The organism is Clostridium sp. UBA1056, assembly GCA_002316385.1.
Lineage (GTDB): Bacteria > Bacillota > Clostridia > Clostridiales > Clostridiaceae > Clostridium_J.
In genome coordinates, this window is record DCDL01000004.1 from 253913 (window position 1) to 275891 (window position 21979).

The window sequence follows — 21979 nt, forward strand, 5'->3', positions numbered from 1 at the left end:
ACCCTAACATATTATTCACACCTTTTTATTGCACTTTAAATTAAGCTATAATTTATTCTTTTGGAGCTAAATTACATTTTATTATTTAATAACTTTCTCAATAATTCCTCCACCAACAACTATGTTTCCTTGATAGCAAACAACAGACTGTCCTTTTGTTATAGCACGTTGAGGTGTTTCAAACTCTAACTTAATATGATTTTCATCTATCTGAGTTAGCTTAGCAGGAGCAGGTTTAGCTGAATATCTCACCTTAGCCTCTACCATAATCTCTCCTTCTATTTTATCCATAGGAATTAAATTTATATCTTTAGCAATAAGGGTAGTATTAAAGATTTCTAATTCATCTCCTAAAACTACTTCATTTCTTTCTGGGATTATGTTCGTTACAAATACGGGTTTTCCAAGAGCAATTCCAAGTCCTTTTCTCTGCCCTATAGTATAATAAACTATACCCTTATGTTTCCCTAAAACCTTTCCGTTTTTATCCACAAAATTTCCAGGTGCAACTTCTCTTCCACTAAATCTAGCTATATAATTACCATGATTATTATCAGGTATGAAGCAGATTTCTTGAGAGTCTTTCTTTCTAAAGACCTCTAGACCTATTTTTTCAGCAATAGCTCTAATTTCAGTTTTAGAATAAGCTCCACAAGGCATTAAAGTGTGCGCCAACTGATTTTGAGTTAGGGTATATAAAGCATAAGTTTGATCTTTTCTATCATCTTCTGAACGCTTTAATCTATATCTTTCATCTTTAAAATCTATAGTAGCATAGTGCCCAGTAGCAATATAATCAGCACCTAAACCTTGAACTTTTCTTAAAAACTCTTCAAATTTTATTTTTCTATTACATTCTATACACGGATTTGGAGTTCTTCCGTTAAAATATTCCTCTACAAAATTATCTACTACATGTTCCTTAAATGGAGCTTTAAAGTTCATAACATAGAAAGGTATATCTAAAACATCAGCAACTCTTCTAGCATCATTAACTGCTGAAAGAGAGCAACAACCTCCTTCATTTTCCGCATATTCAGGATTATCTGGAGCTAGTTTCATCATTATTCCAGTAACATCGTATCCTTGTTCTTTTAAAAGATATGCTGCTACAGAACTATCAACTCCTCCGCTCATCCCTATTACAACTTTTTTCTTCATCTGAGTATCACACCTATTCTCCATGAACTTGGTCATGTATATCGTCATGCTCTTCATAATCCCAAGGTTGTAATCCTTGTTTTTGTCTATAATCATTTATAGCTTTATGAATAGCTTCTTCTGCAAGAACTGAACAGTGCATTTTAACTGGTGGAAGCCCATCTAAAGCTTCTGCTACAGCTACATTTGAAAGTGTCCATGCTTCATCTAAGCTCTTACCTTTTATTAATTCTGTAGCCATACTTGAAGATGCTATAGCAGATCCACATCCAAAAGTCTTAAATTTACAGTCTACAACTTTATTATCTTCAACCTTTAAGTAAACTCTCATTATATCTCCACATTTAGCATTTCCAACTTCTCCAATTCCGTTAGCATCTTCTATTTCACCAACATTTCTTGGGTTTGTAAAATGATCCATTACCTTTTCACTATATATCATAATTATTTATCCTCCTTATTAAAAAAGCTTTTGCATTTTCCATTTATAAAACTGTCGTATAGCGGTGACATATCTCTAAGTCTTTGCACTATTGCAGGTACAGTTTCTATTACATAATCTACTTCTTCTTCTGTTGTTTTAGCACCCATTGAAAGTCTTAATGAACCATGAGCAACTTCATGTGGAAGTCCTATAGCTAATAAAACGTGAGATGGGTCTAAAGAGCCTGATGTACATGCACTTCCACTAGATGCACATATCCCTTTAGCATCGAGCATTAAAAGTACAGATTCTCCTTCGATGAATTCAAAACTAATGTTTACGTTTCCTGGAAGTCTTCTATCTCCTACAGGTCCATTAAGTTTAGAATATGGAATTTCAAGTAATCCCTTTATAAGTTTATCTCTTAAATAAGTTAATCTTTCTCTTTCTTCTTTTAGATTTTCTATAGCTAATTCTATAGCTTTGCCTAAACCTACAATTCCTGCCACGTTTTCTGTTCCAGCTCTTCTATTTCTCTCTTGAGCTCCACCATGCACTAAATTATGAATCCTTATACCTTTTCTTAAGTATAGGACTCCAGCTCCCTTAGGTCCATAAATTTTATGTCCTGATAGAGATAATGCATCTATGTTCATTTCCTTAACATCCATATCTATATGACCTATAGCTTGAACTGCATCTGTATGGAAGAAAACTTTTCTTTCTTTGCATATTTCACCAATTTCTTTTATAGGTTGTATGGTTCCAATTTCGTTATTAGCAGTCATAATAGTTACTAATACAGTAGTTGGCTTTATAGCATTTTTAAGATCTTCTAATCTAATAGAGCCTTCCTCATCTACATCTAGATAAGTTACTTCAAATCCTTGCTTCTCAAGATATTCACAAGTGTGAAGCACTGCATGGTGCTCTATTTTAGTAGTTATAATATGATTTCCTTTATTTTTATTAGCAAGAGCTATTCCTTTAATGGCCCAGTTATCTGCCTCTGATCCTCCACCAGTAAAATATATTTCTGTTGGATCTGCATTAATAGCTTTTGCTACTCTATTTCTTGCTTTATCTACTGCCTTTTTAGTTTCCCTTGAAATGGAATATATAGATGATGGGTTACCATAAAACTCCGTAAAGTAAGGTAACATCTCCTCTAATACTTCTGGTTTTGTGTGTGTTGTTGCCGCATAATCCATATAAACTAGCTTATTCATCTAGGTTCACTCCTTTAATCTTCAATATGTTAGAATAATCATCTACAATATCCTGTAAAGTTATTGAGGTTGTCACAGAATCAATGCTGTCCTTAATCTTTTTCCAAACTATTCTAGTTGCACAACAATCAATATTATTGCAACCATCACTTTCTAGGCAAGTTGAAATTTCTATGGGACCTTCCAGTACCTCTAATATCTGATACACTGTAATTTCCTTTGGATCCTTTGCTAAGATGTATCCTCCGCTGGATCCTCTAATACTTTTTATTAGCTCAGCTTTTCTTAACCCCGAAAATAACTGTTCAAGATAGTATTCTGAAATATTTTGTCTACTTGAAATACTCTTAATTGATATAGGGCTTTTTCCGTAATTAATAGCTAAGTCAACCATAGCCTTAACTCCGTATCTTCCCTTAGTTGATAACTTCATAAAATCATTCCTTAATGTTGAGTACTTTACTATGATTTAATAATATCAAATCAGAGTATTTATGTCAACTATTCTTTTTATATCTGCACCAATAAAATATGTTTCTAATAATATATAGTAACAACTATTTATTTAAGGAGGTAAAAAATGAGTAACTTTAAGGATAACCCATATAGAAATTTAGTTTATGGCTTAGATGTTAGGGTTCCACTAATAGATAAATCATACTGCATAGGCATCAATTTCGATAATGCAGCCACAACGCCTCCATTAAAATCTGTAATTGATGAAGTAATAAAATTTTCTCCTTATTATTCATCCATACATCGGGGAGATGGATATAAATCACAATTATCCACTCACATGTATGATAACTCAAGGGAAATTGTGAAATTTTTCGTAAATGATTATAGTGATATGATGGATGTTATATATGTAAAGAATTGTACCGAAGCTATAAATAAACTAGCTAATATATTAGCTAGCCAGGATAAAGGTTCAATTATTCTATCCACTTCTATGGAACATCATTCTAACGATTTACCATGGAGAAAAAATTTTGAAGTTAAATATGTAGAAATAGATGAAGACGGTTGTTTAGATATGAAGGATTTAAGATCTAAATTAGAGAAATATAATGGAAGAATTTCTTTAGTTGCAATCACTGGAGCTTCAAATGTAACTGGCATTAAGAATCCCATATACACCATAGCAAATCTAGCCCACAGTTATGGAGCTAAAATTTTAGTGGACGGAGCTCAACTAATCCCTCATAGTAAATTTTCTATAGGCCCTCATCTACCCTTAGGTCCCATTGATTTTGTTGCATTTTCAGCACATAAAATCTATGCCCCATTTGGTTGTGGTGTATTAATTGGACCAAAAGACTTCTTTAATGAATATGAGCCTGATCATACTGGTGGTGGTACTATTAAGTTTGTATCTCATGATAAAGTAATATGGACGACCTCCCCTGATAAGGAAGAAGCAGGCTCTCCAAACGTTATTGGATCAATAGCCTTAAGTGCTGCTATCAACGAGCTTTCAAAAATTGGGATGTCAAATATAGATGAATATGAAAACTATTTAGCCATATATGCTACAAAAAATCTTCAATCTATAGACTCAGTAATACTATATGGTAATTGTGGTGACTTTAAAAATAAAGTTGGTATTATTCCATTTAATATAGAAGGAATGCATCATACTATAGTTGCTAAAACATTATCTTTTGAATTCGGAATAGCTGTAAGAAGTGGATGCTTCTGTGCTCATCCATACCTACAAAGACTTTTAAAAATCCCTTATTCAATGATAGAAGAGATGACTCTTGTATCTAAAGATATACAACCTGGTATGGTTAGGATTAGCTTTGGCTTTTATAATACAATAGATGAAATTGATAGATTATTATATGCAATAGAAAAAATTACAGCTAATAAGAATTACTATATAAGGAAATATGGCTTAACTAAAAGTAGCTTATATAGTTGACTACCATAAAATTTATTAACTTTTAATATATGGGCTTTTGCAAAATGACCTAATCTTAGATTAGCAATATTTTTGCAAAGCCTCCTTAATATTTATCTGTATTCTAACATAATACTGTTAAAACTACATATTTAAAAAGTTTCATATTTAAAATTTTATATCCTTCCAATAAGTACTACTGCTATAAGATGTATTGGGTAAAAACAATAAAATATCCATTTAGTAAGCTTATTATTAATACCTAATTTTTCGTTATACATTAGTATAGGAATTATAGCAAACACCATCATCCATTGATAATCCCAAACCAATATAGATTCTAAAAATAATTCTCCATTTCCAAGCCCTGAAAATACAGGAAGAATACTAGAGATTATATATACTAAGGCCATAACACCCTTTTTTTCTCTTAAGAAGTAAAATATTAATGTCATTGCAACGCCATAAAGTGAAGCCTCAGTAAACAACTCTAATACTAACGCAATTACAGAAACCATTACCCATATAATATAATTTTCATTATTTTTACGTGTCTCCTTAGCTTTATCAATACATGTTAAAAGTGCTACTGAAAGTCCAAGAGATAAAAATATATTATTATGAATACCTAGTATATAATCTACAACTAGCATTACTCCGCTAAAAGCAAATAACCTTAACATGTACTTATTTTTGCTTCTGGTGTGGAAAAATCCTTCAACTATTAAGAAAAAGAATATAGGTGCAGCAATCTTCCCAAAATATCCAAACCATATTGGAATACTTACTCCTCCATTAGTTCCTATATAAGTTAGAATATGATCCATAAGCATAAATATCATAGCTATAACCTTTAAAGTAAAAGAATCTAATTTTCTCATAAAATTTAACCTCCAAAATAAATTATCTACTGCTATGATTATAGGTAATAAGTATGCTTTTTCATATTTATTTACATTACATGAAGATTACAAAAGTGTAAGATAAAATTTTCATAGACTTTTCAAGTGAAGTAATTATTTTTCCCATTCCATCATTAACTCTTTTCTTCCTGTAGCTTCATCCATATCCTCTATATTAAATTCTCTTATAATCAAAGTATTACCATCCTCTATTTTTTATTTTTTCATTAAATTTTTCATATAGTTTAATCATATTAGATTCATTACTATATTTATGAATTTCATTAATAGGAATCCATGCAACACCACTATTTTCATCTTCCTTTACTTTAAGTTCATCACCTTCATCAGCTTCTAATAAATAAGCAATGGATAAATGAAGATGAGGAGATACATATTTACCTCTTTTAAAATGTCCTATCACCTCTAGTATATCTAAAGATAGTATTTCAGGAGTAATCGCTCTTATATTTTCTACTCCTGTTTCTTCTTTAGCTTCCTTTATTGCTACATGAAGTAAATCCGCCTCTCCATCTGCATGTCCACCCGTCCAGCACCAAGTTTTATAAATATTATGATGAATCATTAAAACTTTAGTCCTATCCTTATTTACGATATATCCTGAGCTACTTGTATGAATTAATGGGTTTTCTCTAGTAAGTAGATTATCAAATTGCTCTATGCCTAATAAAGCTACATTTTTATCTTGTGCTTCCTCCTCATTATAGGGTATATAATCTTTTATGTCTTGGATCCATCCCATGATTATCTCTCCTTTATATTATCTATATTATTTTTTATATCTTTTATATTATAATAGCATAAAGGCTCAATACAGCAGTATTATAAAAACTGTATTGAACCTTCTATTAATCTAAATGTATATGACAGTATCCATTAGGATTTTTCTTTAGATACCTTTGATGATACTCTTCTGCTTTATAATAATTCTCTAAAGGTTTTATCTCTGTGGCTATTTTCTTTATATAATTTTTCTGTAGATTATCTACACTTTTTATAATAATTTCTTCATCTACTTTATCAACGTAATAAATGCCTGTTCTATATTGACTTCCTATGTCATTTCCTTGTCTATTTAGTGTCGTTGGATCTATAATAGACCAAAATTTATTAAGTATTTCTTCTAAAGAAATTATATTTTCATCATAGTCTATCAAACATACTTCTGCAAAATATGTGTTGCCATAACACACATCCTCATAGGTAGGATTTTCTGTTCTACCATTGGCATATCCCACTTCGGTATTCATTACCCCATTGATTCTAGAGAAAAATTCTTCTACACCCCAAAAGCATCCTCCACCTAATACAATTCTTTTCATATTATCAACTCCTTATTTTAATCTTCTGGAATATAAGTACAAATTTTATTTTATTCACAATTTACATAGAACGTATATCATTATTAAAATCTCTGTACAGCTCTAGTATAAATTCTATACTTTCTTTTTTAATCTCTTGACTTTTACCATATACAATTAATACTTTATAACCTACTTCTATTACATATTTGTTATTAATATTTATAAATCTATTAATTTCCTCATCATTATATTGAAGATTTCTCATATAAAGCTTCTGACATAAAAGAGTGGAATGAATAATTAAATCTCTTATTTCATGAACCCGCTTATTCCTTTGTAAAAATTCCATACTGTCTTCTATAAGTCTTTTATTTAGTCTAGCAATTTTATCTATAAGCTGCTCTACTCCATCCTTCAATTTATATGGAAATATAAATTTATTAGCCATGACTACAATAACTACTCCTATAATTACGTATATCACCCTATAAAAAACTAGTACATTAATATTTTCAGTGAAAGAAGCTATACATATAGAAGATATAGCAGTAAATAGTGATATTTTATAGTATTCTTTAAAAGCATAAATTAAATAAAGAGAAATAGTTAAAATTCCTAAAGTAACTATCCTAGAATCTACCACATTAATAAATATCCCTGTAAATAAAATACCTAATACATTTCCAATAACTCTATCTCTAGCTTTTTCAATAGTATCTTCATAATAGGGTTGCATAATAGACATTATAGTTATAACTGCCCATATCACTTTATAAAAACCTAAAAATTCTCCAATAAGTAGTGTTGCAGTAAGAGTTATAGCCATTCTAATAGCAAATTTAAATCTTATAGTATCAGGTCTAAAATATTCTTTAAAGGTCACCCTAGTTTTATCGATATCAGCCCTAGCCCACTCTTTATATACCTTATTAGAACCTCTTTTTCCTATAGATCTCAGCTCTTTAATACTATTAACAAAACTTTCCAACATTAAGGATATCTCTAAATGATACTCCTTATCTTTATCCCATCTTTTTATAAACAGCTCTATATTTTCTTGTAAAACTTGAATGTCTAAGTTATCTTTACATAGCTCTATTATATCTTTTATTATTTCTTTTAAATCTTCTACATAAACCTTAGAAATAATTGAATCCTTTACATATTTATATATATTAATCATGTATAAATTAAAATATTCTACATTAATAAATATCTTAAACTGGACTTTTCCTAGGTTAGTAGTTAAGTATTTTCTATGCCTTGTTACATAAACCTTATAAGCTATGTCCCTCATAATTTTTGAGCATTTATCTTCTATGGTATTATCATACTCTCCAATTAATATATTTTCAAATTGATTATCTATTAGAGTGAAAGCTTCCTGTACACTCTTTCCTAGAGTAGACCTTTCATTTACTCTATTTATAAAACTTAAGCCTACAACTATCAAAACCCCAAAGATCACAGCTAAAACCCTAAAGGGAAGCTCTCCTAGTGATACCTGAGTATATTGGGTAAATACATATAGCATTATAAAGGGCTTATAAAAGGTTAAATCATAGGGCGACACTATGGTATACATTATAAGAAAAATAGCGAAAAAGTTTATAGGTATTCCCCACCAAATATTAATAGATGAAAGATAGGCCGTTAAAACAATAATTAAATCAACAAGAATTATTTTAATAGCTTTGCTAAAGGTTTTAACCTGAAAGTTTTGTCTTCCCATAACCTTTGATGTTAGAGCTATTGGAAATGCTATCATCATATTTTTAACTCCAAATAATATACCCACTCCAAATAGAGTTATTACAGCCACAGAGCCATGTTTTAGCATAGAGTATGTATTTATATTAAATTTCTTTACCAATTTATCATACATAAAGCCAACATCCTTACTATAAATAATTAGATTATCTACTTATTATTAGCTAATTTAACTTACGTATTCTTTATATTAGCTGTTTTTACATAAACAGAAAGACATCCTAAAATTTTAGGATGTCTTTCTATTTCATAATTAATTCAAATATGTATCTTCCAGTGTTAAGTCCTAGAACCATAGCAATTCTAAAAAATCCTATTGTAGCAATTCCAGCAAGAATTCCTGTTAATAATCTTCTTGCATTATTGCTTATCCAATATCCATGCAATTGTCCAAATCCATCAATGGTTATGGGAATTAAAAGTGAAAGTTCAAATAAAATATGCATTTTTTTAGACAGTATAGCATATATAATTCCGAATAAATATCCTACTAGTATCCCAGTACATCTTGCACATATAGGAAATTGCCTTCCTTTATGAAAAAAAGATCTTTCAGGCATTCTATGACATAAAAACATGTAATATAGTACCTTATCCATAGTTTTCATTTAATTTTAATAGTATATTGATTCTGACGCAAATCCTATAGCAATACAGATAAAATAAAACAATACCCAAGCCACTATTCCGCCTATCATCCAGTAGCAAACAGTCTTAGCTGACTTAGGCTTTTCATCTTTCCATAAGAAATATAAAATTATTCCTACTATAGGAAAACAGCATGACGCAACTCCAGCGAAGTGTGATGGGTTATCTACCTTTTCCAGTATAGCTTCCTTTACTCTCACTCCACATAATGGACATATTTCTGCATTATTATCTATTTCTTTTCCACAATTCTTACAATACATTTTTTTCCCCCCAGTATCTCATATATCTTTCATTCGTTCATTTTCTATTAACATTATATAAATTTTTTATCAACATTGCAATAAAAGTTTTTAATGTAATGCTTAATCTAATTATTAAATTAGTTACCATAGAGTATTAATTGTCTAACTTCTTCCTCACTAAGATGTCTCCACTTACCTAGATATATTCCTTCTACATTTATAGAGCAAATCCTTATTCTTTCCAGCTCTATTACATTATATCCTAAGGCTTTGCTCATTCGTCTAATCTGTCTATTTAATCCTTGAGTTAATATAATTTTAAAGATATATTCATCTATTTTTATAACTTTGCATGGTCTTGTCTTTTCTCCCAGAATATATACTCCTGTGGACATGTGATTTATAAAATTATTATCAATAGGTTTATCTACAGTTACTACATATTCTTTTTCATGATAATTATCAGAGTTCAATATTTTATTAGCTAAATCACCATCATTAGTCATAAGAATTAATCCATGAGATTTCTTATCTAATCTTCCCACAGGAAATATATATTCTTCATAATTTATAAAATCAATTATGTTATCCTTCACTTCACTAGCTGAGGTACATGTAATTCCTACAGGCTTGTTAAAGGCTATATAAATTTTTTTCTTTGCCATAATAGGCTTATCATCAATTAAAATTTCATCCTCACTCTCTACCCATTGGCCTGGAATAGAAAGAACTCCATTTACCTTCACCCTACCTTCTTCTATAAGTCTATTAGTCTCTCTTCTTGAACAAATTCCAAGGTTACTAAATAATTTATTAATTCTCATAATTTATCCTTTCAACTATTCTATTGATATTTATTTAGTTTTATTTCTTAACTCAACTTATTATAAAATAAAGAAAATTAAGCTATCTTAAAATAATTATTAAGATTTATGAAACTTAACTTATTTTAAGATAGCTTTTTAAGAAGATTATATCATTATTATTTTATTTTCTTTATATTTTTCTAAAGTTCTTTAAAGATATATCAAGAGCCTTTACTGAATGAGTTAATTCTCCAGATGAAATATAGTCTACCCCAGTTTTTCCATACTCTAAAACAGTATCTAATGTTATATTTCCCGAACATTCTGCTACTGCTCGTCCATCTATTAGTTTAACCATATCCTTTGCTAAATCTGGACTCATGTTATCAAGCATAATTATATCAGCTCCTGCTTCTAGTGCTTCAAGAACTTGTTCTCTAGTTTCAGCTTCTACTTCTATCTTTCTTATAAAAGAAGAATTTCTTCTTGATAGTTCAATAGCTTCTTTTATTCCTCCTGCATAGCCTATATGGTTATCTTTAATAAGTATTCCATCGGATAAAGAAAACCTATGATTTACTCCTCCTCCTATCCTAACTGCATATTTCTCAAGAATTCTTAAGTTAGGTGTAGTTTTCCTTGTATCAAGTATTTTTGTTTTTAATCCATCTAGCTTTCTTACGTATTTATTAGTTAGAGTAGCAATACCACTCATCCTTTGAAGTAAATTAAGAGCTAATCTTTCCCCTATTAATATATTTCCTGCATTACCTATAACTTCCCCAATCACCATAGTATTTTTAACTTTATATCCATCCTCTATAAAAAGTTTAACTTCAACATCTCCTAAAATGTGAAAAACTCTTTTAAAAACTTCTAATCCACAAATTATACCATCTTCCTTAGCTATTAAGTCTACCTTTGCTCTCTCTTTTGGAGATATTATAGTTGATACAGTTACATCACCATAGGGACAATCTTCCTTTAAAGCCTCTTTAATAATATCATCAACAATTAAAAAGTTTAACATATTCAACATTTACCTTTTCCTTTAAATAATTAATAAATTTGTGCTGATATTTCTTATTAGTAATTCTAATTTTATTCATTTCTTTAAAATTTATTCTTTCAACTAGCTCCCCCTTTAATTTATCTTCTTCCTCATTTACAATTAAATTAATATGTTCTGCTGCCTTTTTGCTAAAAACTAATCCTTCTAGCAAAGAGTTGCTTGCTAATCTGTTACTACCATGAACTCCAGTACAACTAACCTCTCCCACTGCATATAAATTCTTCATAGATGTCCTCGCTTTTAAATCTACCTGAATCCCTCCCATACAGTAATGATGAGCTGGAGCAATTGGTACTAAGTCTTTATCCATATTATAACCACGTTTCAAACATTGATCATAAATATAAGGAAATCTATTAATTAAAAATTCTTTAGGCTTACTAGTTATATCTAAGAATGCGTATGGAGTTTGTGGTGTTTTATATATCTCTTTGAGAATTTCTCTTGAAACTATATCCCTAGGTAATAGTGGATTTACAAATTCTTCTCCATATATATTTTTTATTCTACCACCTTCACCTCTAAGTGATTCAGATAAGAGTAGCTTTCTTCCTCTTACATTCTCCTCATATAAAACAGTAGGATGAAGCTGAAGATAAGATATATCTTTTATAGGGATACCATGCTTTAATGCAATACTAAGTCCATCTCCTGTAATAGTTTCAAATTTAGTGGTTGAATTAAATATTCCTCCAATCCCACCAGTTGCTAATACTGTAATCCTAGCATTAGTAGTTATAATTTCATTATTGTATTCTATAATACCACCAATACATATATTTTTATATTGAATTATATCTAGAAGCTTAGCTTCTTCTAATAAAGTTATATTTCCTTTACTAAACACATAACTTATTAATTTTTCTATTACTTCTTTACCAGTTTCATCTTTAGAGTGTACTATTCTAAACTTACTATGTCCACCTTCTCTAGTATAGTTTAACCCTTTTGAATCTTTATCAAGATTAACTCCTAATTCTAATAATCTGTTAACATTATCAGTAGAATTTTTAACTAATTGAGTTACAGCTTCCACTTTATTTTTATAATTTCCAGCCTTTAAAGTATCCTCTATAAATACATCTGTGTCCTCAATATTTCTTAAGGTAGATATACCACCTTGTGCTAAATAGCTATTACAATCTCTTAATTTATTTTTGGTTATTATTAAGATCTTTAACTTACTATTTAAATTACAAGCAGTATAAAGTCCTGCAATGCCTGTCCCTATAATTAATACATCATACTTCCTATTCATTTTATCTATTAGATAGAAGATGCATATTTTCTAAAGATTTATGAGCCTTTACTCTTAATTCCTCTTCAATATGTACTTCAAACTCCTCCTTAAGTAAACAATTATATAAATCTCTAAGTGATATTTTTTTCATGTTGGGACAAATCATTCCACTTTCTATAGGTATAAAAGTTTTACTTGGACTCTTTAGTTTCATTTGGTAAAGAACGCCTTCTTCTGTTACTACTATGAATCCTTCTGATTCATCCTTAGTACTATACTCTATAAGTCCAGAAGTGCTTCCTATAAAGTCACCTAAATCTCTTACCTTCTTAGAACATTCAGGATGAACTAAGACTTTAAATTTGGGATACTTATGTTTTAATTTTAAAACCTCTTCTGCTTCTATTCTTTCATGAACAGGACAAAAACCATCATATAATATAAATTTCTTATTTGGTGTATTTTCCTGTAGATAACTCCCCAAATTTCTATCTGGAAGAAATATTACTTCTTCTTCCTCTATGTTATTTAAAATTTCTTTAGCAGAAGAGGAAGTCACACATACATCAGATAAAGCTTTAATATCTCCATTAGAGTTTATATATGTTACTACCTTTGCCTTTGGATTTTTTAACTTCATAGCTTTAAGTTTATCTATTGTAGCCATATCAGCCATTGGACATGTTGTATCATCCACCGGAATTAATATCTTTTTATATGGTGATAATATTTTAGCACTCTCAGCCATGAACTTAACTCCACAAAATATTGTCATATCTTTATTGCTTTCCTTAGCTTTTTTACTTAAAAAATATGAGTCACCTACTACATCTGCAACTTCCTGTATTTCTTCTCTCTCATAAAGATGAGCTAAAATTAAAGCATTTTTTTCTTTCTTTAACTTTAATATTTCTTCTTTTAAATTCAAAGTTTACACACCTCCACTATATGACTTTACATGTGTATATACACCTAGTATAGCATTAACTTACAACTTGTCAACAATATGTAATGTTATATTTGTGAAGGCTTATTAAGTAATTTTTACCTCAAAACAAAATAAGGACTACTAAAAATAAAATTTCTTAGTAATCCTTAATAACCTTTAATTCAAATAATGTCTATAAAAATCAACTATTTAAATTAAATCCTATTTTCTAATGAGTTGCGGCCAAATCTCTACCCAAAGATTTTCTAAGATTCTTCTAACATGGGCTGCATGAGAGTTTATTGCTATAACAGTATCTTCATTTTCTAAAACTATACAGTACTGACCATACTTACCATCAGCTCTATATGAATTATGCTCTCCCATCCAAAACTGGTATCCATAACCTTGGCCCCAATCACCTCTATTATCAGTATCAATCTGCTTTGAGGTAGCCTCTTTAACCCACTCTTCTGATAATAACTGTGTTCCTTCCCAATTTCCCTTTTGTAAATACAACTGACCAAATTTACTTAAATCCGACACCTTTAGTTCAAGCCCTCCAGCTCCAAAGTTGTATCCTCTAGGGCATTTTTCCCAAGTAGGCTTACTAATACCTAAAGGCTCAAAAAGCCTAGGCATTAGATAATCCTCTAAAAGTTCTCCACTTAATTTTTGTACAATAACTCCAGATAAATATGCTGCTGCATTATTATAGATAAATTTTTCTCCAGGTTTATATGGAAAATGTTGATTTAAACAATACTTTACCCAATTTCCCTCTAAAAGCTCTCCCCTAGGTGTAGTTCCAAAGCTACCATCTGCCATTAAATATCCATTATCATGACCTACGGCCATTTTTAAAAGATGTTTAACTCTTAAATTTTTAAGATTATCTGATGGACATTCTGGAATATCCTCAGGAAAGAATTCTATAACTCTATCTTCTAATGATAAAAGACCTTCATCCACTGCAATTCCCAAAGCTGTAGAAGTAAAACTTTTTGTAACTGAATATTGTGGTCTTACTCTTTCTAGCTCCCTATGATACTCTCCAACTTTTTTACCATGTTGAAGTACTACAATACTAAATATATCTAAATCTTTTGTAGCTTCTAGGTAGCTTGTTAAATCTATCTTTCTCATAACGATTTTTAGGAAGATGAATACATTAGCATTCACTCTTCCCAAAACCTCCCTTCTTGCTTATATCTTTTGATTTTATTGCTAATAATAATTGTTTTATAAATTTAAACACTAAAACTTCTTCAGAATTATCTATTCATATTCTCAACATCTTTCCAGCAAGCAAAAAGTAAAATTATACTCCCCAGAATAAATATAGCTAAAATTCCAAACATCCAATTTAAATTAGTAAGAGTATCAATATAAAATGTCTACATTTAATACAATTTTATCACATTGTTTATGAACTTTCTTTATTAATCTTTACACACCTTCTCTATGAAATTAAAATTTAATTTTAATTATACGAATAAAAATGTGATTCTCATCAATGAGTTAACTTCCTAATTATAACCATCTAGTTTTATTTATAAATATGATATATACTATTAATAAATTTCTAATTGTTGTAAAAATATAGATATATTTGAAAGTAGGATGGAGGAATAACTTTGAGCACTCAAATTATAATTGTTTTAATTTTAAATTTTATAATTGCCATAATCGGTACATTAGCTTACTCTGTAAGACTCGTAGGTGTTAGAACTGGTAAAATAGCAGTTACCTTTGCTGTGTTTAATATATTATCTTTAGTATCAAGAACAGCTTTAACTTTTCAAACTCCTCTATTAACAAAGTTTGTTGAAAATAGTACAGGTGGAAGTGATGTGTTAAATCTTTTTAGGTTAATCATAATAGTTTCTGGTATAGCCACTATAGTGGGTGCATTTTTAATTCCTACTTTTCAAAGATTATTTTATAAAGGTGTTATCCGTTTTTCTATTGATAAATCTATACCTAAGCTTATTATCCATAGTTTTTCCAAGGCAGGTATTCACTATATAAAGGACTGTATTTCAATTCCAGTGAAAGAAAGTATAACTAAAATTAATTTTAAAAAGTTACCTTTAAAAATAATAATTTATAATATAATTGCAGTTGCAATATTAACAGTAGGATCTTTAGCACCAATTTATGCTGGTACCATAGTTCCTGATTTAAGGGCAACTTGTATAACCCTATCCTCAGTGATAAATGGTTTTGCTACCATTCTAATGCTTATATTTATAGATCCACATCTATCCATTATGACTGATGATGTAATGGATGGTAAGTGTCCTGAAGAAGATTTTCGTAGTTGTGTTATTGCCATGGTAGGAAGTAAAACTATTGGGACTTTTGTTGCTCTACCATTACTTATCCCAGCTTCTTATATAATAGTATTTGTAGCTAAAATTCTTTAATAGTTGAGAGGTGTTTATTTTGTATAAGATATATGAAACAGAGAGACTTATTTTAAAGGTCATAGATGAATCCTACGCTAAACAGGTACTAGATTATTTTAATTGTGGCTACCGTTATGCCTAATAATTATTCTTCTTTAAATGTACTAAATAAACTCAAATTTCAAAATGAAGGCCTATCTAGAAAATATCAAAAGATTAATGGACAATGGGAAGACCATATACATATGGTTTTATTGAATCCCCTGGTTGAGTAAGAATGGAATTTACCTATTAAATTAATATAGACTTTTAAAAAAACTACATAAAAATCAGATTGATTTTCATGTAGTTTCACTATTTTAATATTCTTTAAAATTTAAACTTATATCTAATTTCCTTTAATCATCTTTTTACTTCCTAAATAAGTTGCTAAGAAGTAACCACCATAAACAATAACTAGTACAAAGGCTGCAATAAATACATGCTCTACCATACTTGCTCCTCCCCATATTGCTACTATATCGGAAGCTAGTTTTAGTCCTACTATGGAATGGATTATAGCTAAGGATAGAGGCATCATAAAATAAATTGCTACTTGAGTTAATATAGAGTGATTTATCATAGCTTCCTCTACTCCAACCTTTCTTAAAAGGTTATATCTTTCTGTATTATCTGCAGATTCTGATAGCTGTTGAAGTGCTAATACTGCTGCTGATGTGATTAGGAATATGATTCCCATGTATATCGCTAGATATGAAGCTAAAGCTCCTAGTCCAGTAGACTGTTCTATTATTTCATTCCTGATTATATAATAAGTCTGTAGATTTCCATCTGCATAGTTCCCTCTAATATTCTCTTCTAAAGCTTTTATTATTTCACTTCCATCATCACTAAAGTTTATATTTAAATTACCCATAATAGGTGTTAGATTTTCTACTAGTGAGTCCTCTACTAAAAATGTACAAATATTATGCTTCATCATAGAAGAGTAAATTACTACATCTAAAGCCTTTCCATTGTAAGGTCTAAGTTTGTTGCTGCCTATACTGATTTCTCTGCCATTATCTAAAGCTTCTTGCAGATTTTTAGTCATATCACTTATATCACCAAAAACTGCATACTCTCCAGCTTTAAGACTTATTTCTTCTTTATTCATCATTTTCATTATCTTATTGAAATCAGATACTTTCATGACATTAATATTTAAATTCTTAGATACAGGATAATAATTGTTTCCATTCTTTAATCCCTTTTCACTTAAAAAATCTTTATAGCTAACGCCACTATCATAATACTGATAACTTACATAGTTATCTTCATATTTTGATACATCTACATTGTGCTCCTTTAACACTGTTTCTACATCTGCTCCTCCATTGTCAAAAAAGCTCATATCAAACTGTGTTAGGTCTTTAATCTCAGCATTCATAGCTGTACTTATTCCAAGTCCTCCTGAAAGAGTACAAATAGCTACAAATAGCATTAGACATATAAAAGTCATGGATATAAATGTGGTATTAATCTTGCTGTTAATTTGTCTTAATACAAACATATTTAAATTTCTTAAATATATCTTCTTACTGCTTTGAACAACCTTAAGTAAAAATCCTGCAAGGGAGAAGAAAAACAAGAATGTTCCCACAGCTCCAAGTCCAATAGCTATTAATATATTTTTATCAATAGTAGACATTCCATTTTTAAGCACTATGTAATATGCATAACCTATAGTTACTACACTAATTATGAATATCACTACAGAAGTCCATACATTTTTAATCTTCACTTTTTCATTAACCTTAGCAGAAGTCAATAAATTTATTAGCCTTACCTTCCTTACAGTAATAGAGTTAACGATAAGAATTATAAAATATATAGCTCCAAAGCAAAGAATAGTTTTTATAAATGCATCCATAGAAAATATAAATTTAAAAGTAGTTAAGTCTACATTAAAAAGTTTCGCCGTAACAACAGATAGTCCTTGTGATAAAAATATTCCTAATATAAGACCTAATCCCAGAGAAACTACTCCTATCATCATAGTTTCTATAAATAATAAAGAGGATAACTTAGAGTTTTCCATACCTAAAGTCATATAAACTCCAAACTCTTTTTTTCTTCTTTTAATTAAATAGCTGTTAGCATAGACTATCAAGAATCCTAATATGAAGGAAATAAATATAGATGCTACTCCCATAATGTTGCTTATTAGATGAAACATATTTTTATGCATTTCACTAACTTCCATTAAAATGCTTTGAGCTTCAATGGAGTTAAAGGTGTAAAATATACATACACCAAATACTAAGGTTAAGAAGTAAATAGTATAATCCTTAAAGCTTCTTTTTAAATTTCTAGCAGCTAATTTAAAATACATCTCTTTGGTCACCTCCAAGTAGAGTTACCACTTCAATGATCTTATTAAAGAATTCCTTCCTTGAATCCTTTCCTCTAATTAATTCATTAAATATCTTTCCGTCCTTAATAAATAAAATTCTATTTGCATAGCTAGCTGTAAAGGCATCATGGGTTACCATCATTATAGTAGCTCTTAATTTACAATTTAAATCTTCTAAGCTCTCTAGTAACATCTTTGCAGATTTTGAATCTAAAGCACCTGTAGGTTCATCTGCAAGTACTAAAGATGGCTTTGTTATAATGGCTCTAGCTGATGCCACTCTTTGCTTTTGACCCCCAGACATTTCATAAGGATACTTATTTAAAACTTCCTCTATATTTAAACTCTTAGCAACTTCCTCAATTTTTTTATGAATCTCTTTGTGATTTTCCTTTTTAATAGTTAGTGCTAGTGCAATATTCTCATAGGCAGTTAAAGTATCTAACAAATTAAAATCTTGAAATATAAACCCTAAATTTTCTCTTCTGAACTTAGCTAAACCTTTAGAGTTTATTGAGGTTACATCCTTTCCTTCAATATGAATATGACCGCTAGTCACCTTATCTATTGTAGATATACAGTTTAGTAAAGTTGTTTTTCCACTACCTGAAGCTCCCATTATTCCTATGAATTCTCCTTCTTCTACAGAAAAACTAATGTTATTTATAGCTTTAGTTATATTTCCATTACTTCCATAATATTTTTCTATATTGCTTACTTTTAATACTTCTTTATTCATTCTCTTTCCTCCTGTTCCCTATACCTATATATTAACTGTATAGAAAATCTCCATCCATAGGAAAACCTAACAGAAAGCTTACATTTTTGTAATGTTTAAAATTATATTAATATAGATCCAAGAATTTGACTATATTCAAGCCTTTTCAAGGATTTATCACTCTTAACCATATGAAAGGTTATAATCTATTTTTGATGAATTTTTCAAGGCAAATTAATTATAGTTAACCTCATCCGATCACTACCCGCTCTAATACTCCATCTTATTCAAAGTGTGAGTAAAGAGCGACTACGTCCCTGGATAACGATTTCTAAACTTCAGTGGAAAAAAACCTCCTCTGAAGCAAAGAACTCTGTTTATAATTTCTGAATATTTATATTAAAAGTTGAAAATACTAACTTTGTAATAAAATATATGGTTACTAGAATACCTAATTTTATTATTTAATTAATAGTCTCTTCCAAAATTAAATACTAATCTAGTATTTAAAATTATTAATTTATGTTCCTCTTAAATATTTAAGGCACTAAAATCTAAAGATTAGTAACTACAATTAGAAGATTACTACTCTTTATATTGTGTTAGTATTTTTATATTTATTATTAATATTTATAAATATACACGTGTCTTGTATGATATTATCATAAATTAATATTAACTCTTAATCTTTTATTATATACCGACAAAAGAAAAAAGAGTATCAAATAGGCTTATATATTTGATACTCTTTTTTTGATTAATAGTAATTTAATAATTAAACTTTTACAAACCCTTAAAAATAGAGACTAATAAACTAATTAAATTGATATATTATTAATATATTAGACTCTACTAAATATGTTACATATTCTAATGTATAGCATTAGCAATATACTTGAGTGTTCTCAGTAAAATAGATATAAGTTAATCTTTTAATATTAACAATTTATTTATAGGAAATAATATGGATACTGTAGTACCTAACCCCTTCTTAGATGTTATTTTTATACTAAGTCCTAACTTTTTACAGAGATTTTTACAAAGATATAATCCTATTCCTGTAGATTTTCCAAATATTCTTCCACTTTCGCCTGTATATCCTTTTTCAAATACTTTTCCTATTGAATTTTCACTAATACCAATACCATTATCCTCTATATTTAAAATAATCTCTCCTTGCTTCTCTATACAATATATTTTAATAATGCTCTGTTTTTTATCATCTTCATCCATAAGCTTTTCCTTGTTACCTTTAGGCAACTTCATATATTTAATGGAATTAGATATGATCTGGTTTATTATGAATTCCACCCATTTGCTATCTGCATAAACCACTTTATCTATATTTTCCATTTGAATTTGAATTCCTTTTTCAATAAGAACTCTTGCATTTCTTTTTATAGTTGTATTAATACATTGTTTAATACTAATTTCTCTAATCAGATAATCCTTCTCTAAATTATTACTTCTATTATAAAACAGTGCCTGCTCTATGTAATTCTCTACCTTCTCCAAATCCTCCTCTATACTCTTAGTAATAGGGGAGGGATTATTTTCTATAGTTAATCTACTAGATGCTATAGGTGTTTTAATCTCATGAACCCATAGTTCTATATAATCCTTATACTCACTATTTTTTATATTTAAAGTGGCTATTTCATCATTCATTGCTTTATCTGTCTGTTCAATTATTTCATATAAAATCTTTCCTTCTAAGAAATTTGGTTCTTCCATAACCGCAGAAATAAGATATTTCTTGTCTAGATTATTTAGCCCTTCTAAAAGATTTTTATAGTATTTCCTCTTATTACAATAATCATATATATAAAATAATGATGCACCTATAAAGTTTAAAACCCCTACAAAAATAATAGCATAGTCATCCACATTTAATGCTTTTAATAAAATTCCTGTAAATATAAGTATCATTAAATTTATAATTATAAAAACTATTTTTTCTTTTATATAATCCTTAAATTTCATTGAAACTTCCTTCCTCTAGCTTTAATTCACTCTAAAATTTTAAGCTAAAATATATCCCTGACCCCTTTTAGTTTGTAAGTAATCAAATGCTCCTATTTCATCTATTTTTTTTCTTAATCTATTTATATTTACGGTTAAAGTATTATCATCTACAAACTCATCAGATTGCCATAAACATTTCATAAGCTCATCTCTAGACACTATCTTTCCCTTATTTTTTATTAATACATATATAATTTTACTTTCATTTTTAGTGAGCTCTTGCTTTTTATCCTCAAACTCTATTTCACTAGTAGAAAGATTATATTTAAGTCCTTTATAACTAAAAATCTCCATATCACTATTACCATAAGTTCTTCTGATAATTGATGCAATTCTAGCTAAAAGTATTTGAGTATTATAGGGTTTAGTAATGAAGTCATCAGCTCCTAAATTCATGCTCATTAGTTCATCCATATCACTATCTCTGCTAGTTACAACAATAATAGGTACATTGGAAGTTTTTCTTATTTCTCTACATATATAATATCCATCATAATAAGGTAAATTTATATCTAACAACACTACATTAGGTTCTGCCTTTAAGGTTTCCTCTACTATATTCTCAAAATTATCAGAGGTTACAACATCATAGCCATACCTACTTAGAAAAGTTCCTAGCTCTCTTCTAATTTTTTCTTCATCCTCAATAATGAAAATCTTCTCTTTCATAACTTAATCACCTCATCTATGATTATATCTAATTGGGTTTATTTTAACAAAGTTAATTTAAATAAAAAACAAATAAAATCCTTTAATTTTATTTGTTTTCCATTT

General features: G+C 29.1%; 21 protein-coding genes. 2 read left to right on the forward strand and 19 right to left on the reverse strand.

Annotated elements, in window-relative coordinates; all coding sequences use genetic code 11:
• Nucleotides 1–81 precede the first annotated feature (81 nt).
• From mnmA to B3W71_RS02255, 4 genes are read right to left on the reverse strand one after another with little or no spacing between them, the layout of a single operon-like run.
• Complete coding sequence (gene mnmA / locus B3W71_RS02240) at nt 82–1161, reverse strand: tRNA 2-thiouridine(34) synthase MnmA (RefSeq protein ID WP_346887299.1); 1080 nt, start codon at nt 1159–1161, stop codon at nt 82–84.
• Between the two features lie 13 nt (nt 1162–1174).
• Nucleotides 1175–1603 carry a Fe-S cluster assembly scaffold protein NifU gene (gene nifU / locus B3W71_RS02245; protein WP_346887300.1) on the reverse strand — a complete coding sequence of 143 codons (429 nt, stop codon included), beginning with the start codon at nt 1601–1603 and terminating at the stop codon, nt 1175–1177.
• Nucleotides 1604–1605: 2 nt separating this feature from the next.
• Nucleotides 1606–2814, reverse strand: coding sequence for a cysteine desulfurase NifS (gene nifS / locus B3W71_RS02250; protein ID WP_346887301.1), 1209 nt, complete (start codon nt 2812–2814; stop codon nt 1606–1608).
• The gene (locus B3W71_RS02255) at nt 2807–3247 is read right to left on the reverse strand and encodes an Rrf2 family transcriptional regulator (RefSeq protein WP_346887302.1); all 441 of its coding nucleotides are present in this window, start codon (nt 3245–3247) and stop codon (nt 2807–2809) included. Before B3W71_RS02255 ends, nifS begins: the two co-directional genes overlap by 8 nt.
• A gap of 147 nt (nt 3248–3394) precedes the next feature.
• Here B3W71_RS02255 and B3W71_RS02260 point away from each other — a divergent pair, with 147 nt between their 5' ends.
• Nucleotides 3395–4741: an aminotransferase class V-fold PLP-dependent enzyme gene (locus B3W71_RS02260; RefSeq protein ID WP_346887303.1), complete on the forward strand. Its 1347-nt coding sequence runs from the start codon at nt 3395–3397 to the stop codon at nt 4739–4741.
• A 155-nt stretch (nt 4742–4896) separates the two neighbouring features.
• On the opposite strand, the gene B3W71_RS02265 is transcribed toward B3W71_RS02260, so the two are convergent.
• From B3W71_RS02265 to B3W71_RS02315, 11 genes are all read right to left on the reverse strand, one after another.
• A complete protein-coding gene (locus B3W71_RS02265; protein WP_346887304.1) occupies nt 4897–5601 on the reverse strand; it encodes a TraX family protein in 705 nt (234 codons plus the stop codon).
• A gap of 220 nt (nt 5602–5821) precedes the next feature.
• Nucleotides 5822–6385, reverse strand: a complete 564-nt coding sequence (locus tag B3W71_RS02270; RefSeq protein ID WP_346887305.1) for an NUDIX hydrolase — start codon at nt 6383–6385, stop codon at nt 5822–5824.
• Nucleotides 6386–6491: 106 nt separating this feature from the next.
• Nucleotides 6492–6965: a peptide-methionine (S)-S-oxide reductase MsrA gene (msrA, locus tag B3W71_RS02275; RefSeq protein ID WP_346887306.1), complete on the reverse strand. Its 474-nt coding sequence runs from the start codon at nt 6963–6965 to the stop codon at nt 6492–6494.
• Between the two features lie 61 nt (nt 6966–7026).
• Nucleotides 7027–8832 carry an FUSC family protein gene (locus B3W71_RS02280; RefSeq protein WP_346887307.1) on the reverse strand — a complete coding sequence of 602 codons (1806 nt, stop codon included), beginning with the start codon at nt 8830–8832 and terminating at the stop codon, nt 7027–7029.
• Between the two features lie 127 nt (nt 8833–8959).
• A complete protein-coding gene (locus B3W71_RS02285) occupies nt 8960–9316 on the reverse strand; it encodes a DUF2085 domain-containing protein (protein WP_346887308.1) in 357 nt (118 codons plus the stop codon).
• Between the two features lie 15 nt (nt 9317–9331).
• Nucleotides 9332–9628, reverse strand: coding sequence for a zinc-ribbon domain-containing protein (locus B3W71_RS02290; RefSeq protein ID WP_346887309.1), 297 nt, complete (start codon nt 9626–9628; stop codon nt 9332–9334).
• A 119-nt stretch (nt 9629–9747) separates the two neighbouring features.
• Nucleotides 9748–10434: a pseudouridine synthase gene (locus B3W71_RS02295; protein WP_346887310.1), complete on the reverse strand. Its 687-nt coding sequence runs from the start codon at nt 10432–10434 to the stop codon at nt 9748–9750.
• 172 nt (nt 10435–10606) lie between these two features.
• Nucleotides 10607–11446 carry a carboxylating nicotinate-nucleotide diphosphorylase gene (nadC, locus tag B3W71_RS02300; RefSeq protein ID WP_346887361.1) on the reverse strand — a complete coding sequence of 280 codons (840 nt, stop codon included), beginning with the start codon at nt 11444–11446 and terminating at the stop codon, nt 10607–10609.
• Complete coding sequence (locus tag B3W71_RS02305; RefSeq protein WP_346887311.1) at nt 11424–12746, reverse strand: L-aspartate oxidase; 1323 nt, start codon at nt 12744–12746, stop codon at nt 11424–11426. Before B3W71_RS02305 ends, nadC begins: the two co-directional genes overlap by 23 nt.
• A gap of 1 nt (nt 12747) precedes the next feature.
• Nucleotides 12748–13656, reverse strand: a complete 909-nt coding sequence (gene nadA / locus B3W71_RS02310) for a quinolinate synthase NadA (protein ID WP_346887312.1) — start codon at nt 13654–13656, stop codon at nt 12748–12750.
• 222 nt (nt 13657–13878) lie between these two features.
• On the reverse strand, nt 13879–14838 hold the full coding sequence (locus B3W71_RS02315; RefSeq protein WP_346887313.1) for a serine hydrolase: 960 nt from the start codon (nt 14836–14838) through the stop codon (nt 13879–13881).
• Between the two features lie 455 nt (nt 14839–15293).
• Here B3W71_RS02315 and B3W71_RS02320 point away from each other — a divergent pair, with 455 nt between their 5' ends.
• Nucleotides 15294–16085, forward strand: coding sequence for a lipid II flippase Amj family protein (locus tag B3W71_RS02320; RefSeq protein WP_346887314.1), 792 nt, complete (start codon nt 15294–15296; stop codon nt 16083–16085).
• A gap of 370 nt (nt 16086–16455) precedes the next feature.
• Here the strand turns inward: B3W71_RS02320 and B3W71_RS02325 are convergent, their stop codons facing one another.
• From B3W71_RS02325 to B3W71_RS02340, 4 genes are all read right to left on the reverse strand, one after another.
• Nucleotides 16456–18441: an ABC transporter permease gene (locus tag B3W71_RS02325; RefSeq protein ID WP_346887315.1), complete on the reverse strand. Its 1986-nt coding sequence runs from the start codon at nt 18439–18441 to the stop codon at nt 16456–16458.
• Nucleotides 18431–19201 (reverse strand): ABC transporter ATP-binding protein, encoded by a 771-nt coding sequence (locus B3W71_RS02330; RefSeq protein WP_346887316.1) that lies wholly within the window; start codon nt 19199–19201, stop codon nt 18431–18433. The genes B3W71_RS02325 and B3W71_RS02330 overlap by 11 nt, the downstream gene beginning before the upstream one ends.
• 903 nt (nt 19202–20104) lie before the next feature.
• A complete protein-coding gene (locus B3W71_RS02335; protein WP_346887317.1) occupies nt 20105–21163 on the reverse strand; it encodes a sensor histidine kinase in 1059 nt (352 codons plus the stop codon).
• Nucleotides 21164–21202: 39 nt separating this feature from the next.
• A complete protein-coding gene (locus B3W71_RS02340; RefSeq protein ID WP_346887318.1) occupies nt 21203–21874 on the reverse strand; it encodes a response regulator transcription factor in 672 nt (223 codons plus the stop codon).
• Nucleotides 21875–21979: the final 105 nt, after the last annotated feature.

What these genes read in the sequence shown, in the direction of transcription:
- B3W71_RS02280 (WP_346887307.1), bottom strand. Translation starts at nt 8,832, where the DNA reads ATGTATGATAAATTGGTAAAGAAATTTAATATAAATACATACTCTATG.
- nifS (WP_346887301.1), bottom strand. Translation starts at nt 2,814, where the DNA reads ATGAATAAGCTAGTTTATATGGATTATGCGGCAACAACACACACAAAA.
- B3W71_RS02290 (WP_346887309.1), bottom strand. Translation starts at nt 9,628, where the DNA reads ATGTATTGTAAGAATTGTGGAAAAGAAATAGATAATAATGCAGAAATA.
- B3W71_RS02330 (WP_346887316.1), bottom strand. Translation starts at nt 19,201, where the DNA reads ATGAATAAAGAAGTATTAAAAGTAAGCAATATAGAAAAATATTATGGA.
- B3W71_RS02335 (WP_346887317.1), bottom strand. Translation starts at nt 21,163, where the DNA reads ATGAAATTTAAGGATTATATAAAAGAAAAAATAGTTTTTATAATTATA.
- B3W71_RS02255 (WP_346887302.1), bottom strand. Translation starts at nt 3,247, where the DNA reads ATGAAGTTATCAACTAAGGGAAGATACGGAGTTAAGGCTATGGTTGAC.
- msrA (WP_346887306.1), bottom strand. Translation starts at nt 6,965, where the DNA reads ATGAAAAGAATTGTATTAGGTGGAGGATGCTTTTGGGGTGTAGAAGAA.
- B3W71_RS02270 (WP_346887305.1), bottom strand. Translation starts at nt 6,385, where the DNA reads ATGGGATGGATCCAAGACATAAAAGATTATATACCCTATAATGAGGAG.
- B3W71_RS02295 (WP_346887310.1), bottom strand. Translation starts at nt 10,434, where the DNA reads ATGAGAATTAATAAATTATTTAGTAACCTTGGAATTTGTTCAAGAAGA.
- B3W71_RS02265 (WP_346887304.1), bottom strand. Translation starts at nt 5,601, where the DNA reads ATGAGAAAATTAGATTCTTTTACTTTAAAGGTTATAGCTATGATATTT.
- nifU (WP_346887300.1), bottom strand. Translation starts at nt 1,603, where the DNA reads ATGATATATAGTGAAAAGGTAATGGATCATTTTACAAACCCAAGAAAT.
- B3W71_RS02285 (WP_346887308.1), bottom strand. Translation starts at nt 9,316, where the DNA reads ATGGATAAGGTACTATATTACATGTTTTTATGTCATAGAATGCCTGAA.
- B3W71_RS02325 (WP_346887315.1), bottom strand. Translation starts at nt 18,441, where the DNA reads ATGTATTTTAAATTAGCTGCTAGAAATTTAAAAAGAAGCTTTAAGGAT.
- nadC (WP_346887361.1), bottom strand. Translation starts at nt 11,446, where the DNA reads ATGTTAAACTTTTTAATTGTTGATGATATTATTAAAGAGGCTTTAAAG.
- B3W71_RS02305 (WP_346887311.1), bottom strand. Translation starts at nt 12,746, where the DNA reads ATGAATAGGAAGTATGATGTATTAATTATAGGGACAGGCATTGCAGGA.
- B3W71_RS02340 (WP_346887318.1), bottom strand. Translation starts at nt 21,874, where the DNA reads ATGAAAGAGAAGATTTTCATTATTGAGGATGAAGAAAAAATTAGAAGA.
- B3W71_RS02260 (WP_346887303.1), top strand. Translation starts at nt 3,395, where the DNA reads ATGAGTAACTTTAAGGATAACCCATATAGAAATTTAGTTTATGGCTTA.
- mnmA (WP_346887299.1), bottom strand. Translation starts at nt 1,161, where the DNA reads ATGAAGAAAAAAGTTGTAATAGGGATGAGCGGAGGAGTTGATAGTTCT.